Source organism: Pseudomonas sp. 39004, assembly GCF_028682155.1.
Lineage (GTDB): Bacteria > Pseudomonadota > Gammaproteobacteria > Pseudomonadales > Pseudomonadaceae > Aquipseudomonas > Aquipseudomonas capeferrum.
Genome location: NZ_JANIAG010000002.1, coordinates 68,365 through 84,259 on the forward strand (window position 1 = coordinate 68,365; position 15,895 = coordinate 84,259).

Annotated in this window: 14 protein-coding genes; 2 read left to right on the forward strand and 12 right to left on the reverse strand. The window is 64.1% G+C overall.

The window, feature by feature from the left end:
• Positions 1-50: 50 nt before the first annotated feature.
• From hutG to hutC, 7 genes are all read right to left on the reverse strand, one after another.
• A complete protein-coding gene (gene hutG / locus NP534_RS00670) occupies positions 51-854 on the reverse strand; it encodes an N-formylglutamate deformylase (protein ID WP_274097417.1) in 804 nt (267 codons plus the stop codon).
• Between the two features lie 10 nt (positions 855-864).
• Positions 865-2,070, reverse strand: coding sequence for an imidazolonepropionase (gene hutI, locus NP534_RS00675; RefSeq protein WP_274097418.1), 1,206 nt, complete (start codon positions 2,068-2,070; stop codon positions 865-867).
• A 15-nt stretch (positions 2,071-2,085) separates the two neighbouring features.
• Complete coding sequence (locus NP534_RS00680; RefSeq protein ID WP_274097419.1) at positions 2,086-3,489, reverse strand: amino acid permease; 1,404 nt, start codon at positions 3,487-3,489, stop codon at positions 2,086-2,088.
• Between the two features lie 146 nt (positions 3,490-3,635).
• Positions 3,636-5,168 (reverse strand): histidine ammonia-lyase, encoded by a 1,533-nt coding sequence (gene hutH, locus NP534_RS00685; RefSeq protein WP_033701951.1) that lies wholly within the window; start codon positions 5,166-5,168, stop codon positions 3,636-3,638.
• Between the two features lie 69 nt (positions 5,169-5,237).
• Positions 5,238-6,911, reverse strand: a complete 1,674-nt coding sequence (gene hutU, locus NP534_RS00690) for a urocanate hydratase (protein ID WP_033701952.1) — start codon at positions 6,909-6,911, stop codon at positions 5,238-5,240.
• A gap of 155 nt (positions 6,912-7,066) precedes the next feature.
• Positions 7,067-7,639 (reverse strand): HutD/Ves family protein, encoded by a 573-nt coding sequence (locus NP534_RS00695; protein ID WP_274097420.1) that lies wholly within the window; start codon positions 7,637-7,639, stop codon positions 7,067-7,069.
• Entirely contained in the window at positions 7,636-8,346 is a 711-nt protein-coding gene (gene hutC, locus NP534_RS00700; RefSeq protein ID WP_177326481.1) for a histidine utilization repressor, read from the reverse strand. Before hutC ends, NP534_RS00695 begins: the two co-directional genes overlap by 4 nt.
• Before the next feature lie 143 nt (positions 8,347-8,489).
• Between hutC and NP534_RS00705 the strand changes: the two genes are divergently transcribed.
• Positions 8,490-9,854, forward strand: a complete 1,365-nt coding sequence (locus NP534_RS00705; RefSeq protein WP_274097421.1) for a formimidoylglutamate deiminase — start codon at positions 8,490-8,492, stop codon at positions 9,852-9,854.
• Positions 9,855-10,014: 160 nt separating this feature from the next.
• On the opposite strand, the gene NP534_RS00710 is transcribed toward NP534_RS00705, so the two are convergent.
• From NP534_RS00710 to NP534_RS00730, 5 genes are all read right to left on the reverse strand, one after another.
• Positions 10,015-10,587 (reverse strand): lipocalin family protein, encoded by a 573-nt coding sequence (locus NP534_RS00710; protein WP_033701956.1) that lies wholly within the window; start codon positions 10,585-10,587, stop codon positions 10,015-10,017.
• Complete coding sequence (gene bamE, locus NP534_RS00715; protein ID WP_008094623.1) at positions 10,584-10,838, reverse strand: outer membrane protein assembly factor BamE domain-containing protein; 255 nt, start codon at positions 10,836-10,838, stop codon at positions 10,584-10,586. Before bamE ends, NP534_RS00710 begins: the two co-directional genes overlap by 4 nt.
• Positions 10,839-11,038: 200 nt before the next feature.
• The gene (locus NP534_RS00720; protein ID WP_033701957.1) at positions 11,039-11,635 is read right to left on the reverse strand and encodes a DUF924 family protein; all 597 of its coding nucleotides are present in this window, start codon (positions 11,633-11,635) and stop codon (positions 11,039-11,041) included.
• A gap of 3 nt (positions 11,636-11,638) precedes the next feature.
• Complete coding sequence (locus NP534_RS00725; RefSeq protein WP_033701958.1) at positions 11,639-12,649, reverse strand: class 1 fructose-bisphosphatase; 1,011 nt, start codon at positions 12,647-12,649, stop codon at positions 11,639-11,641.
• A gap of 168 nt (positions 12,650-12,817) precedes the next feature.
• On the reverse strand, positions 12,818-15,268 hold the full coding sequence (locus NP534_RS00730) for a glycogen/starch/alpha-glucan phosphorylase (protein WP_274097422.1): 2,451 nt from the start codon (positions 15,266-15,268) through the stop codon (positions 12,818-12,820).
• Between the two features lie 185 nt (positions 15,269-15,453).
• On the opposite strand from NP534_RS00730, the gene NP534_RS00735 reads away from it, so the two are divergent.
• Entirely contained in the window at positions 15,454-15,858 is a 405-nt protein-coding gene (locus tag NP534_RS00735) for a YkgJ family cysteine cluster protein (protein ID WP_016712459.1), read from the forward strand.
• Positions 15,859-15,895: the final 37 nt, after the last annotated feature.

Here is a 15,895-nt window from a genome sequence, read left to right on the forward strand (position 1 = left end):
GCGACGTCGATGGCACCCATCGCGTCGCCCTCTTCATTCACGCGTGACATTCACCGCTCATAACGCGCCTCGCCCCATGCCAGCAAGGCCTGTAACAGCTGCCTCAGGACCTGCTGCGTCGGCTGCGCCAGGTCCTCGCGATAAGCGAACGGCTCGGTTTCCTCCATGTACGTGCTTTGCGCCAGCTCCAGCTGCACCGCATGGATATGGTTGGCCGGGTCGCCATAGTGGCGGGTGATATGGCCGCCCTTGAAACGCCCGTTGAGTACATGGGTGTAAGCCGGCGCTTCGGCGCACACGCCCGCAAGCAACTGCGCCAGCTCAGGATCGCAGCTGGCGCCGTTGAAGGTCCCCAGGTTGAAATCCGGGAGTTTGCCGTCGAACAGGTGCGGGATCAGCGAGCGAATCGAGTGGGCGTCCCACAGCAACGCATAGCCGAACTGCTCACGCAGGCGGGCCAGCTCCTGGCTGATCGTGTCGTGATACGGCCGCCAGATCTGCTCCAGGTAGGTCGCGCGCTCTTCGGCAGAGGGCGCCTGCCCGTCTTTGAACAAGGGCTGCCCTTCGAACAGCGTGGCCGGATACAAGCCGGTGGTTGCCCCGGCGTACAGCGGCTTGTCGTCGTCGGGCCGGTTCAGGTCGATGACGAAACGCGAATACTCCGCCGCCACCACGCTGGCGCCCAGTTCACGGGCAAAATCGTAGAGCTGCGGGATATGCCAGTCGGTGTCGGGCAAGCTGCGCGCCTGGTCGACCAGGCCGTCGCGCACGGCGGGGGTCAGCTGCAGCCCCGCGTGGGGCATGCTGATCAGCAGGGGCAAACGGCCCTGGTGAAAACTCAGTACCTTGTCCATTTCGCCTCGCTCAGTTGGATATCTCGTGGCCCTTGCGCACCACGCGCTTGGGCAGGTCGCCACCCAGCCAGTAGGCCAGGTCGGCGGGGCGCTCGATCTGCCAGGCGACAAAGTCCGCCACCTTGCCGGCTTCCAGCGTGCCATGGCTGTCGCCAAGGCCCAGCGCCGTGGCGGCATGGGTGGTCACACCGGCCAGGGCTTCTTCCGGGGTCATGCGCCACAGCGTGCAGCCCATGTTCAGCATCAGGCGCAGCGACAGCCCCGGCGAAGTGCCCGGGTTGAGGTCGCTGGCCAGGGCAATCTTCACACCGTGACGGCGCAGGGCGTCCATCGGCGGCAATTGGGTTTCGCGCAGGAAATAGAAGGCGCCCGGCAGCAGCACGGCGACCGTGCCGGCCGCGGCCATGGCAATGGCGTCTTCCTCGGTCATGAATTCCAGGTGGTCGGCCGACAGTGCCTGGTAGCGCGCCGCCAGGCTCGAGCCGTGCAGCGACGACAGTTGTTCGGCGTGCAGCTTCACCGGCAGGCCCAGCTCATGCGCCTTGATGAATACCCGCTCGACCTGGGCCGGGGAGAACGCCAGGTGTTCGCAGAACGCATCCACCGCATCCACCAGCCCTTCTGCGGCCAGGGCAGGCAGCATCTCGTCGCAGATGTGCGCAATGTAGTCGTCGGCCCTGCCGGCGTACTCCGGCGGCAGGGCGTGGGCGGCCAAACAGGTGGCGCGCACGGCAAGCGGCAATTCGTCGGCCAGGCGCCGTGCCACGCGCAGCATCTTGCGCTCGTTGGCCAGGTCCAGGCCGTAGCCGGACTTGACCTCGAGGGTGGTCACGCCATCACGCATCAACGCCTGAACCCGCTGGCGGGCACTGGCGAACAGCTCATCCTCGCTGGCCGCGCGGGTGGCCCGCACGGTACTGGCGATGCCGCCGCCTTGCGCGGCGATTTCGGCATAGCTCACGCCCTGCAGGCGCTGTTCGAACTCGCCGCTGCGGTTGCCGCCAAACACCGCGTGAGTGTGGCAGTCGATCAGCCCGGGGGTGACCCAGCCGTTGCCCAGGTTCACCGTGCGCTCCGCTTCGACCGGCCGCAGCGCGCTGCGTGGGCCGATCCATTCGATCAGCCCGGCGCAGGTGACGATCGCCGCGTCCTCGATGATCGAGTAACGGCCGTCGACCATGGTTGCTACATGGCAGTGCTGCCAGAGGGTTCTCATTTGCAATCTCCTGTACTAGCGGTGCAACTCGGCCTGCGCCTGGGCCGCCTTGCCCTGCCCTCCCCGCGGCTTGCACCACAGCAGGTAGGACGCGACCAGGAACACCACCCAGACCACACCCACCAGCAAGGCTGCCTGAGTGTCCGGGAAGTAACCGAGCACGCCAAAGATGAACACCATGAACGCGATGGCCATGGCTGGGCCATAGGGCCAGAACGGTACCGGGAACTTCAGCTGGGCGGCTTCCTCGCGGCTCATGCTGCGGCGCATGGCCACCTGGGTGAGCAGGATCATCAGCCACACCCACACGGTGGCGAAGGTGGCGATCGAGGCGATCAGCAGGAACACGTTCTCGGGGATCAGGTAGTTGAGCACCACGCCGATCAGCAGCGCCGCGCCCATCACCACCACGGTCATCCATGGCACACCGTGCCGGGACAGCTTGCTGAACCCGCGTGGCGCGTGGCCTTGCTGGGCCAGGCCGTACATCATGCGGCCCGCGCCGAAAATGTCGCTGTTGATGGCCGAAATGGCAGCGGAAATCACCACGACGTTGAGCACTGCCGCCGCCGAACCAATCCCCAGGTTGCTGAAGATCTGCACGAACGGGCTGCCTTCGCTGCCGATCTGCGGCCACGGGTACAGGCACATCAGCACGAACAAGGTCAGCACGTAGAACAGCAGGATACGCAGCGGCACGGCATTGATGGCCTTGGGGATGACCCGTTGTGGGTCCTTGGCCTCACCGGCAGTGACACCGATGATTTCGATACCACCGAAGGCGAACATGACCACTGCGAAGGAGGCGATCAGGCCACCGACACCGTTAGGCATGAAGCCGCCGTGCTCGACCAGGTTGCTCAACCCGACCGCATGCCCGGTGCCGACCTGGCTGAAGCCGAAGGCCATGATGCCGAGGCCGGCAAGGATCATCGCGACGATGGCGCCGACCTTGAGCAGCGACAGCCAGAACTCCATCTCGCCAAACACCTTGACGTTGCACAGGTTCAGGCCGCCGATCAGGAAGACGATGCCCAGCACCCAGATCCAGCGGGCCACTTCAGGGAACCAGAAGCCCATATAGATACCGAAGGCCGTCACGTCGGCGATGGCGACGATGACCATCTCGAAGGCGTAGGTCCAACCGAGGATGAAGCCGGCCATGGGGCCGAGGTAGGTGGTGGCGTAATGGCCGAAGGAGCCGGCGACCGGGTTGTGCACGGCCATCTCGCCAAGGGCGCGCATGACCATGAACACGGCGGCGCCGCCGATCAGGTAGGCCAGCAGCACTGCTGGGCCGGCCATCTGGATGGCCGAGGCAGAACCGTAGAAAAGCCCGGTGCCGATAGCGGAGCCGAGCGCCATGAAACGGATGTGTCGGGCAGACAGCCCGCGCTTTAGACCTTGAGCTTGTTGCATGTCACGTCCTAATTTTGTTTTTGTGGTCGTGAGATCGAGGGGGCCGCGCTGCAGCCCTTTCACGGGTCAAGCCCGCCCCCACAGGTTCAGATCTGTGTGGGAGCGGGCTTGCCCCGCGAATGGGCCGAACGGCGGCCCCAGAGGCATCACAGGCTAGGCAGAACCCCAGCCGGCAGCAGCCCGCTCAGGCTGCCTTTAGCCAGCAGCTCGACGGCCTTCTCGATATCCGGCGCAAAGAACCGGTCGCGGTCGTAGTGCGGCACTTCGCTGCGCAGCGCTCGGCGTGCCTGCTCCAGCTTGGCCGAGGTCTTCAGCCCCTTGCGCAGGTCCAGGCCCTGGCAGGCGCCCAGCCATTCGATGGCCAGCACGCCACGGGTGTTCTCGGCCATTTCCCACAAGCGCTTGCCGGCGGCCGGGGCCATCGACACGTGGTCTTCCTGGTTGGCCGAAGTGGGCAGGCTGTCGACGCTGTGAGGGTGCGACAGGGCCTTGTTCTCGCTGGCCAATGCGGCAGCGGTCACCTGGGCAATCATGAAGCCAGAGTTGACCCCACCGTTTTCCACCAGGAACGGCGGCAGCTGGGACATGTGCTTGTCCATCATCAGCGAGATGCGGCGCTCGCTCAGCGAGCCGATTTCGGCGATGGCCAGGGCCAGGTTGTCAGCGGCCATGGCCACCGGTTCGGCGTGGAAGTTACCGCCCGAGATCACGTCGCCTTCGGCAGCGAACACCAGCGGGTTGTCCGACACCGCGTTGGCCTCGACGCCCAACACTTCGGCAGCCTGGCGCAACTGGGTGAGGCAGGCGCCCATGACCTGCGGCTGGCAGCGCAGCGAGTACGGGTCCTGGACCTTGTCGCAGTTCTTGTGCGATTGCGAGACTTCGCTGGACTCGCCCAGCAGGTCGCGGAAGCAGGCGGCTGTGTCGATCTGGCCACGCTGGCCACGCACGGCATGCACCCGTGCATCGAACGGCGAACGCGAGCCCAGCGCGGCTTCCACGGTCAGGCCACCGCAGGCAATGGCGGCGGCGTACAGGTCTTCGGCGTAGAACAGCCCGCGCAAGGCGTAGGCCGAGGAAGCCTGGGTGCCGTTGAGCAGGGCCAGGCCCTCTTTGGCGGCCAGGGTCAGTGGCTCCAGGCCGGCAACGGCCAGCGCTTCAGTGGCCGACAGCCATTGGCCCTGGTAACGCGCCTTGCCTTCGCCGAGCAGCACCAGCGACATGTGCGCCAGCGGTGCCAGGTCGCCGGACGCACCGACCGAGCCTTTGAGCGGAATGTGTGGGTAGACTTCGGCGTTGACCAGGGCGATCAGCGCATCGATCACCTTGCGGCGAATGCCGGAGAAACCACGGCTGAGGCTGTTGATCTTGAGCACCATGATCAGCCGCACCAGGTCGTCGTCCAGCGGCGCGCCGATGCCGGCGGCGTGGGACAGCACCAGCGAACGCTGCAGGTTTTCCAGGTCATGGCTGGCAATGCGGGTCGAAGCCAGCAGGCCGAAACCGGTGTTGATGCCGTACGCGGTACGGTCTTCGGCAAGAATCTGTTCGACGCAGGCAACGCTGTCGTTGATCGGCTGGTCGGCGCTGGCATCCAGGCGCAGGCGCACGGGTGCGGCGTGGATCGCGCGCAGCTGGGCCAGGGTCAGGGTGCCAGGCTTGAGGGTCAGTTCGGTCACTTCGCTACTCCATTCTGTCGGGGCCCGCAGGCCCCTTCTTGTTGTTCAGTATCACTCAAAGTGCAGCGATCAGCCCGTGATCATTGGCAGGTCGAGGCCTTGCTCTTTGGCGCAGTCGACGGCGATGTCGTAGCCGGCGTCGGCGTGGCGCATGACACCGGTGGCCGGGTCGTTGGTCAGCACGCGGGCGATGCGCTCGGCGGCTTCATCGGTACCGTCGCAGACGATGACCATGCCCGAGTGCTGCGAGAAGCCCATGCCTACGCCGCCGCCGTGGTGCAGCGAAACCCAGGTGGCGCCGCTGGCGGTGTTGAGCAGGGCGTTGAGCAGCGGCCAGTCGGAGACGGCGTCGGAGCCGTCGCGCATGGCTTCGGTTTCACGGTTGGGGCTCGATACCGAACCGGAGTCCAGGTGGTCACGGCCGATGACGATCGGCGCCGACAGCTCGCCACTGCGTACCATTTCGTTGAACGCCAGGCCCAGTTTGGCGCGAAGGCCCAGGCCGACCCAGCAAATACGCGCTGGCAGGCCCTGGAAGCTGATGCGCTCACGGGCCATGTCCAGCCAGCGGTGCAGGTGGGCGTCGTCGGGGATCAGTTCCTTGACCTTGGCATCGGTCTTGTAGATGTCGTCGGCTTCACCAGACAGCGCGGCCCAGCGGAACGGACCCACGCCGCGGCAGAACAGCGGGCGGATATAGGCCGGCACGAAGCCAGGGAAGTCGAAGGCGTTGGCCACGCCCTCTTCCTTGGCCATCTGGCGAATGTTGTTGCCGTAGTCGAAGGTCGGGATGCCTTGCTTCTGGAAGTCGAGCATGGCTTGCACGTGCACAGCCATGGACTGCTTGGCGGCTTTGACCACGGCAGCCGGTTCGGTCTGCGCGCGGTCGCGGTACTGCTCCCAGGTCCAGCCGGCCGGCAGGTAGCCGTTGAGCGGGTCGTGGGCGCTGGTCTGGTCGGTGACCATGTCCGGGCGCACGCCACGTTTGACCAGCTCCGGCAGCACTTCAGCGGCGTTGCCGTGCAGGGCGATGGAGATGGCCTTGCCTTCGGCGGTGTACTTGGCGATGCGCGCCAGGGCGTCGTCAAGGTCGGTGGCCTGCTCGTCGACATAGCGGGTTTCGAGGCGGAAATCGATGCGGCTCTGCTGGCATTCGATGTTCAGCGAGCAGGCACCGGCCAGGGTCGCGGCCAGTGGCTGGGCACCGCCCATGCCGCCCAGGCCTGCGGTCAGTACCCACTTGCCTTTGAGGCTGCCACCGTAGTGCTGGCGGCCGGCCTCGACGAAGGTTTCATAGGTGCCCTGGACGATGCCCTGGCTACCGATGTAGATCCAGCTGCCGGCGGTCATCTGGCCGTACATGGCCAGGCCCTTGGCATCCAGTTCGTTGAAGTGTTCCCAGTTGGCCCAGTGCGGCACCAGGTTGGAGTTGGCGATCAGCACGCGTGGGGCGTTGCTGTGGGTCTTGAATACGCCGACCGGCTTGCCCGACTGCACCAGCAGGGTTTCGTCGTCTTCCAGGCGGGTCAGGGTCTCGACGATCTTGTCGTAGCAGGCCCAGTTGCGGGCGGCGCGGCCGATACCGCCGTAGACCACCAGCTCTTTCGGGTTTTCCGCGACCTGCGGATCGAGGTTGTTCATCAGCATGCGCAGCGGCGCTTCGGTCAGCCAGCTTTTGGCGGTCAGCTTGTTGCCACGTGGGGCACGGATTTCAACGTCACGGTATTTGTTGTTGTCGGTCACGGGAAGGGTCCTCTGCGGTCGTCCGCGGGCAGATGTGTCGTGGTCAATATACAAACACACCTTTACTTGTATGTACAAGCATGGACAACCAAAATAATTGGACCTATGCGCTGGAACCCAGGAAAAGCTGGGGCCGCTGTGCGGCCCCGGCTATCTCAACGTGAAATCAGTTCGATCAGGCAAAACCGCCCCTGAACCTCCAACCCCACCAGCGCGTCGTTACCCTCAAGCCGCAAGCAGTCATGCAACCCCAGCCGCTGCACCTCACCCCCTGCCAACTGCACCTCGACCTGATTGCTGGCGGCGAACAACAACACCGTCGACGCCGAACTGAACAGCCGGGTGGTGCCATCGAACCACTGCAAGCGCGCGCGATAGCGCTGCGGCGCGTAGATCAGGTTGAAATCACGAATCGCCCCACCCAGCAGCTTGCAACTGACCTGGCTCTCGCCTGCGAAGGCGAACGCGTCGTATGGCAACAGCGGCCGGCTGGCCTGCCCGTCGACCAGCAGGCGCATGCCATCGCCCTGCAGCACCGTGATGATCCGCTGGTAACCGGCGAACGACGAGAAACCGCCAGACTCTTCGATATCGGCAATCGACAGGCGCCAGCCGAACCCTTCGAGGCCCTCGCCACTGTCGCGGGTGATTTCCTCGGTGAAGCCGCCCCCGTTCTTCCATGGCATGCGCGGGTAGCCCTGCGCACGCAACACCTGCAATTGGCTCATTTGCTGAATCGTCCTTCCAGGCGATGACGCGAACCGGGGTGGATCAACCGTGCGGCAGTGACCGGCTGGCGGCCGGACCAGGTGCGGCGGCGAATCAGCAGGCAAGGCTCGCCCCGCTCGATCTGCAACAGCTGGCACTCGTGCGGCTCGGCCAGAATCGCCTCGACCACGTGCTCACCCTCGGTCAGCGGTGCGACCTGGGACAGGTAGGCGTATGGCGTTTGCCGGGTGAAGTCCTGCTTGAGGTAATCGGGCGCGATCGCCGCATTGACGTAGCGGTCCTCGATTTGCACCGGTATGCCATTTTCGTAATGCACGATCAGCGAATGGAACACCCGCTGGCCTTCGCGCATGTCCAGCGCCAGGGCACGCTCGGAGCCGGCGGCCTCCTCGGCGAGGATGACCACCTGGCAGCTATGCTGGTGGCCACGCCCGGCAATCTCGTCGGCGATGTTGTTGACTTCGAACAGCGCCGAACGGCTCTTGGGTTCGGCGACGAAGGTACCGACCCCTTGCATGCGCACCAGCAGCCCTTCGGCCGTGAGCTCACGCAGGGCGCGGTTGATGGTCATGCGGCTGAAGCCCAGTTGGCTGACCAGCTCGCTCTCTGAAGGGACCCGGTGATGGGGCGGCCAGCTGCCGTTGTCGATCTGCTGGATGATCATCTGTTTGACCCGCGCGTACAGCGGCGCCGGGCCCTCGCCCATCTGGGCAACCAGCGCGGAGACAGGAGGTGTCGGCACGGCGTTGGATCCTTGTGCGATTGAATGAGCGGTAGCTTGCCGCAGTTTACCCGGCAGGCAAACGCCTGTATATGTATATACAAGTTAACAATAACAGGATTTCACCGATGTCCGCCTACTTCGCCGAACGCGCCCTGCTGCCCAATGGCTGGGCCAGCAATGTCCGAATCGAGGTCGCCAGCGATGGCAACATGACCCGCATCGAGCCCGGTGCTTCGGCCGACGGTGCCGAACGGCTGGGCGGGCCGTTGCTGCCCGGCATGCCCAACCTGCACTCGCATGCCTTCCAGCGGGCGATGGCAGGGTTGGCGGAAGTGGCGGGCAACCCCAACGACAGCTTCTGGACCTGGCGCGACCTGATGTATCGCCTGGTTGGCCAGATCACCCCAGAGCAGTTGCAGGTCATCGCCCGCCAGCTGTACATCGAGATGCTCAAGGCCGGCTACACCTCGGTGGCCGAATTCCACTATGTGCACCACGACTCGGCAGGCAAGGCCTACACCGACCCCGCCGAGCTGTCCCGGCGCATCAGCGCCGCGGCAGCCAGCAGCGGCATCGGCCTGACCTTGCTGCCCGTGCTGTACAGCCACGCAGGCTTCGGCGGCCAGGCGCCCACCGAAGGGCAACGGCGTTTCATCAACTCTACCGATCAGTACCTGCGCCTGCAGGAACAACTAGCGCCACTGCTGGCCGCGCAGCCGGCACAGCAACTGGGCCTGTGCTTCCACTCGCTGCGCGCAGTCACCCCAGGGCAGATCGCCAGCGTGCTGGAAGCCGGCAACCCAAATAGCCCGGTGCATATCCACATTGCCGAACAACAGAAGGAAGTCGACGATTGCCTGGCCTGGAGTGGCCTGCGCCCGTTGCAGTGGCTGTACGAGCATGTCGAGGTGGACGCGCGCTGGTGCCTGGTTCACGCCACCCACGCCGAAGCCGATGAAGTCGCCGCCATGGCCCGCAGCGGCGCGGTGGCAGGGCTGTGCCTGACCACCGAGGCCAACCTGGGCGACGGTATCTTCCCGGCCGTGGATTACCTGGCGCAAGGTGGGCGCATGGGCATTGGCTCGGACAGCCATGTGTCGCTCAGCGTGGTGGAAGAACTGCGCTGGCTGGAGTACGGCCAGCGCTTGCGCGATCAGCGACGCAACCGGCTGTACCGCGGTGACCAGCCGATGGTCGGGCGCACGCTGTATGACGCAGCCTTGAGCGGCGGTGCCCAGGCGCTTGGCCAGGCGGTCGGTGAACTGGCGGTGGGCAAGCGGGCCGACTGGCTGGTGCTGGATGGGCAAGACCCGTACATCGCCACGGCAGATGGCGATGCCATTCTCAACCGCTGGTTGTTCGCAGGCGGCGACCGCCAGGTGCGCGATGTGATGGTCAACGGCCAGTGGGTCGTGCGCCAGGGGCGGCATGCCCAGGAAGGGGAAAGCGCGCAGGCGTTTGTCGAGGTCTTGCGCCAACTGCTGGGTTGACCGTGTGTGTGTGTTTAGGAGCGGCCTTGCGTCGCGAAAAGGGCCGCAAAGCGGCCCCATCGATACCAGCGGCGACGCTAAAGCCTGGGGCCGCTGCGCGCCCCTTTTCGCGACGCAAGGCCGCTCCTACACACACCACCACATGCACGCGCGTGCGGGGTCAATGGCTTTTGACGATCTGCTGGTCAGCCGTGCGCCAGATCAGCCGGCTGGTGTCATAACCTTGCTGCCGTGCCTTGGACAGCAAACTCTCGCGCTGCCAGGCCGGCAGGCTTGGCGTGCGTGACAAGATCCACAGGTACTTGCGGTCCGGGCTGCCGACGATCGCCGTGTGGTAACGCTCGTCCACGTAGAGAATCCAGTACTCACCCCTCGCCACGCCTGGCACCAGGCGGGTGAACCAGTTGTCGAACTCAACCCACAGCTTGTCGGTATGCCCAGGCTCCTGGATGTTGGCATGCCCTTCTGCGCGCAACCATTCATCCCCCAGGGTACGGCAGCGGTTGAGCACGCCGTAGGAGCCGTCAGATTTGAGGTTGTAGTGGGCCTCGGACTGCTCGCAGCCTTGCTGATAGCGCATCGGCAAGCGCGCCAGCTCATACCATTTGCCCTGGTAGCGCTTGAGGTCGACGTTACCGGCGGTTTTCGGTGCCAGCGGGTCATGCGCAGAGCTGGCGCAGCCGCCCAGCAGCATCACCAGGCATAACCCCAGCAGGAGGTGCAGACGCCTCATTTAAGGCCCTGCCCTGAATACATCAGCACCTTGTCAGCCGCGTACTGCACGCTGATGAAGCTCTTCTCGTCCCCCCAGGTACAGCTGCTCATGCCCAGCGCGCCAGAGCACTCGGCAGGCGTGCCGAGCAGTTGCTCGACCTCGGCCTTGTTCATGCCGGCCTTGAGCTTGGAATAGTTTTCCTGGTTGATCTTGCTGCACGCGGTCAGAACGACGCACAAGGACAACAGGGCGAGGGAACGCAACGACATGAGGACACTCCTGGACAGGGGATACAGGCGAGTGGCCTGCAGTGACCTTCGACGAGAAAATCCCTCCCTGGTTCCCTGCCCTCCCCCCTTTCCACCTACACCATTGGTCGGGTAGCCAATGGCGGCGCAAAAAAAACCGCCGCTGCGGGTGCAGGGGCGGTTTTTTGCTACGTCAGGGCTGCGTGGCAGGCCGGTGAATCTCAGAACCTGGAGCCAGGCTCCAGCAAAAAGTCCATCTCTTCACTGGTACTCGGCCGTTCCAGCATCAGGTTGCGGTGCGGGAAGCGCCCGAACCGGGCAATCACCCGCTGGTGCTGCTCGGCATAGTCGAGGAACCCCTCGAACAAGCGCCGATGGGCCTCGGGCTGCTCGTCCAGCAGTACTTGGTAACGCTCGACGCACAGGTTCTGCCAGTCCAGCACCTCGGCATGCTCCAGCACCAGCAGCACAAACACTCGCTGGATCGGCAGCAGCTGGTAATCCCAGCCTTTCTGCAGGCCCTGCATGGCCACCACCTGGGCACGCCGGTCGCCCTCGAAGGCGCGCGACGTGTCGCGGTGGATCATGCGCGGCAGCTGGTCCAGCAGGATCAGCAGGCCGAGCCAGCCTTGCGGGCTCTGCTGCCACTCGTCGAGCCCACCCGCCAGGGCATGCTCGACAAGCTCGCCAAACAGCGCCTGAGCTTCGGCATCGTGATGCTTGCCGAACCACAGCGTGCTCTTCTCGTCAGCCACGGCCTGGGGGCTGGTGCCCCAACCGAACCACCACTCCAACAACGGCTGCCAAGGTGCGAGCATGACTTACTCCTTGTGATACGCGGTGACGCGCTCGACCTCTTCCTTCGAGCCCAGAATGACCGACACACGCTCGTGCAGGCTTTGTGGCTGAATGTCGAGGATACGATCGTAACCATTGGTGGATGCGCCGCCAGCCTGTTCGATGATGAACGACATCGGGTTGGCCTCGTACATCAGGCGCAGCTTGCCCGGCTTGCTCGGATCGCGAGCGTCGCGCGGGTACATGAACAGACCGCCACGGGTCAGGATGCGGTGCACGTCGGCTACCATCGAGGCGATCCAGCGCATGTTGTAGTTCTTTTTCAGCGGGCCAGTCTCACCGGCCAGCAGCTCATCGACGTAGCGCTGCACCGGGGCTTCCCAGTGACGCTGGTTGGACATGTTGATGGCGAACTCGGCGGTGGTTGCCGGTACCTGGATGTTCTCGTGAGTCAGCACGAAGCTGCCCAGCTCACGGTCCAGGGTGAAGCCCTTGACGCCATTGCCCAGGGTCAGGATCAGCATGGTCTGCGGGCCGTAGATGGCATAACCGGCGGCGACCTGCTCGGTGCCTGGCTGCAGGAAGGCGTTTTCGTTGAGGGTTTCGTTCTGGCTCAGGTATTCGTTGGGGCAACGCAGTACCGAGAAGATGGTGCCGACCGAGACGTTGACGTCGATGTTCGACGAACCGTCCAGTGGGTCGAAGACCAGCAGGTAGGCGCCTTTAGGGTACTTGCCCGGGATCTGGTAGGCGTTGTCCATTTCTTCGGAAGCCATGCCGGCCAGGTGGCCGCCCCACTCGTTGGCCTCCAGCAGGATATCGTTGGAGATCACGTCGAGCTTCTTCTGCACTTCACCTTGAACGTTCTCGGTGCCCATGCTGCCCAGTACGCCGCCCAGGGCGCCTTTGGACACGTGGTGGCTGATCTCTTTGCACGCGCGCGCCACCACTTCGATCAGGAAGCGCAGATCGGCAGGGGTATTGTTGCTGCGGGTCTGCTCAATCAGATAGCGACTCAGGGTAACGCGGGACATGTATGGCTCCGAAATGGAAAGGGGGAGAAAAACCCCCGCAGTTTACAGGGAGAGTGCGATGCTAGCGAGCAATGAGACTCGCCTGGGCTGTCTGACGGCACAATAGGTCGGTAGTTCAGCCTTGGCCAGGCCGGCTGTCGAGTGGGGCCGCTATGCGGCCCTGGTAAGTCAGTCCAGTGCTTTCCAGATGTCGGTGGCATACTCGCGAATGGTCCGGTCCGACGAGAACCACCCCATCCGCGCCGTGTTCAGCACCGCCATGCGCCACCATTCCTGCGGTGTGTGCCACAGCTCATCGACCCGCCGCTGGGCATCCCAGTAGGCGTCGAAATCGGCGCACACCAGGAAACGGTCATAGGCCACCAACCCGTCGATCAGCCCGGTATAACGCGAAGGGTCATCGGGCGAGAACACCCCGCTGCGAATGGCCTGGAGCACATCGTTCAAGCGATTGGACGCCGCAATCGCCGCATTGGCGCCAAAGTCCCCGGCGCGCCGGCGCGCCTCGACCTGCTGCGCCGTGAGGCCGAAGATGAACATGTTGTCGGCCCCCACCTGCTCGCACATCTCGACGTTGGCGCCGTCCAGGGTGCCGATGGTCAGCGCGCCATTGAGGCCGAACTTCATGTTGCTGGTGCCTGATGCCTCATAACCTGCCGTGGAGATCTGCTCGGACAAGTCTGCCGCCGGGATGATGCTTTCGGCCAGGCTGACGTTGTAGTTGGGCAGGAATACCACTTTCAGCAGGCCACGCACGGTGGGGTCGTTGTTGACCACACGGGCGATGTCGTTGGCCAGTTTGATGATCAGCTTGGCCTGGTGGTAGCTGGCCGCAGCCTTGCCGGCGAAGATCTTCACCCGTGGTACCCAATTGGTACCGGGGTCGTTGCGAATGGCCTGATACAGCGCCACGGTGTGCAGCAGGTTGAGCAACTGGCGCTTGTACTCGTGGATGCGCTTGACCTGCACATCGAACATCGCCTCGGGGTTCACCGTAACGCCGATACGGTCCTGGATGATGCTGGCCAGGGCGCGCTTGCTGTGCAGGCGCTGGGCGGCGAACTGCTTGCGGAAGCTGCTTTTGTCAGCAAAGGGCACGAGGTTGGCCAGCAGCCCTTCAGGGTCATCCTTGAGCTCGGGCCCAAGCGCCTCGACCAGCATCTCGGTCAGTGGCGGGTTGGACTGGAACAACCAGCGCCTGAAGGTGATGCCGTTGGTCTTGTTGTTGATCCGCTGCGGGTACAGCTTGTGCAGCTCGGCGAACACCGTGCTCTTCATCAGCTGGCTGTGCAGTGCCGACACGCCGTTCACACTATGCGAGCCGAGAAACGCAAGGTTGCCCATGCGCACCCGGCGGCCGTTGTCTTCTTCGATCAGCGACACGGCCCGCAACACGTCGAAGTCGTGCAGCCCTTTCGCGCGCAGGGCGTCGATATGGTAGGCGTTGATCAGGTAGATGATCTGCATGTGCCGCGGCAGCATGCGCTCCATCAGCGCCACCGGCCAGGTTTCCAGTGCCTCCGGCAGCAAGGTGTGGTTGGTGTAGGCCAGCGTGCCGACGGTCAGCTCCCAGGCGGTATCCCAAGGCACTTCGTGCTGGTCGACCAGCAGCCGCATCAACTCGGCCACGGCGATCGAGGGGTGGGTGTCGTTGAGCTGAATGGCGGCGGCATCGGGCAGGTTGAGCAGGCTGTCATGCATGTTCAGGTGGCGGCGCAGCAAGTCCTGCAGCGAAGCCGAGACGAAGAAGTACTCCTGGCGCAGGCGCAGCTCCTGCCCGGCTTCGGTACTGTCGGCCGGGTACAGCACGCGCGAAATGCTCTCGGCGCGCGCCACTTCGGCGACCGCACCCAGGTGGTCGCCGGCGTTGAAGCGCTCCAGGTGCAGCTCCTCGAGCGCCCGCGCCCGCCACAGGCGCAAGGTATTGACGCTGGCGCCACGCCAGCCGACCACCGGCGTGTCATAGGCCACCGCCCGCACCGTCTCGCCGGGCGACCACACCTGCCGTTGCTGGCCGTGTGGGTCCTGCACGGTCTCGACGCTGCCGCCGAAACTGATCGGGTAGATCACCTCGGCGCGCTCGAACTCCCAGGGGTTGCCGAAGTCCAGCCAGTTCTCGGTCTGCTCCTGCTGCCAACCATCGACCACCGCCTGGCGAAACAGGCCGTGCTCGTAACGGATACCGTAGCCATGGGCGGCAATGCCCAGGGTCGACATGCTTTCCATGAAGCAAGCCGCCAGGCGCCCCAGGCCACCATTGCCCAGTGCGGCATCCGGCTCCAGCAGGCGGATGCGCTCCAGATCGACGTCCAGGCCATCGAGGGCTTCGCGGGCGATGTCGAGCAAGCCCAGGTTGCTCAGGCTGTCATATAGCAGCCGCCCGATGAGAAATTCCAGGGAAAGGTAATAGACCCGTTTCTGACTGCGCCTGTAGGCCTGACGGGTATGGTCCATCCAGTGATCGACCATGTGATCACGCGCCGCCAGGGCAATGGCTTCGAACCAGTCATGGTCGAAGGCATGCTCGGGGTCCTTGCCGACCGCGTAGGTCAGCTTATCCAGCACAGCGGCGCGAAAATCGGCCACCTCGGCGTCACGTGCTTTGGGTTCCTGGGACATGCGGCATCCTCGGGCAAGTAGACGAATACGGAGGGAGATTGATGAGACTAGACCCTTCGACAGGGACTGACAGTACCTGTTCGCAGTTTTCATGCCTGATGAAGGAATCAGGCAAAAGGTTGTTCACAAATTGAACAACTCCGGTATGATCGCGCGCCCCAAGACCGTGATTCACCCCCATAACGATGAAAACGACCCTGATTGCCGCGGCCGAAGTCGACCGCCTGGAAACCTGGCAACGCTATGCCAGCCACATGTGCGGTGGCTGTCACTCGACCTGCTGCACGCTGCCCGTGGAAGTGAAGATCAAGGATCTGATCCGCATCGGCGTGGTCGACGAGTTCGAAAAAGACGAACCACCGAAAAACGTGGCCAAACGCCTGCAGAAGGAAGGCATCATCGAGCGCTTCAACCAGAAGTCGGGCATCTTCACCCTGACCCGGATGAGCAACGATGACTGCATGTATCTGGACCGCAAGAGCCGGCTGTGCACCATTTATGACAAGCGGCCAGATACCTGCCGCAACCACCCCAAGGTCGGGCCACGGCCTGGGTATTGCGCCTATAAGCCCAAGGTGGTTGGGCGCTGATCCTGCTTTGCATTTGAGATTTGGGGCTGCTTTGCAG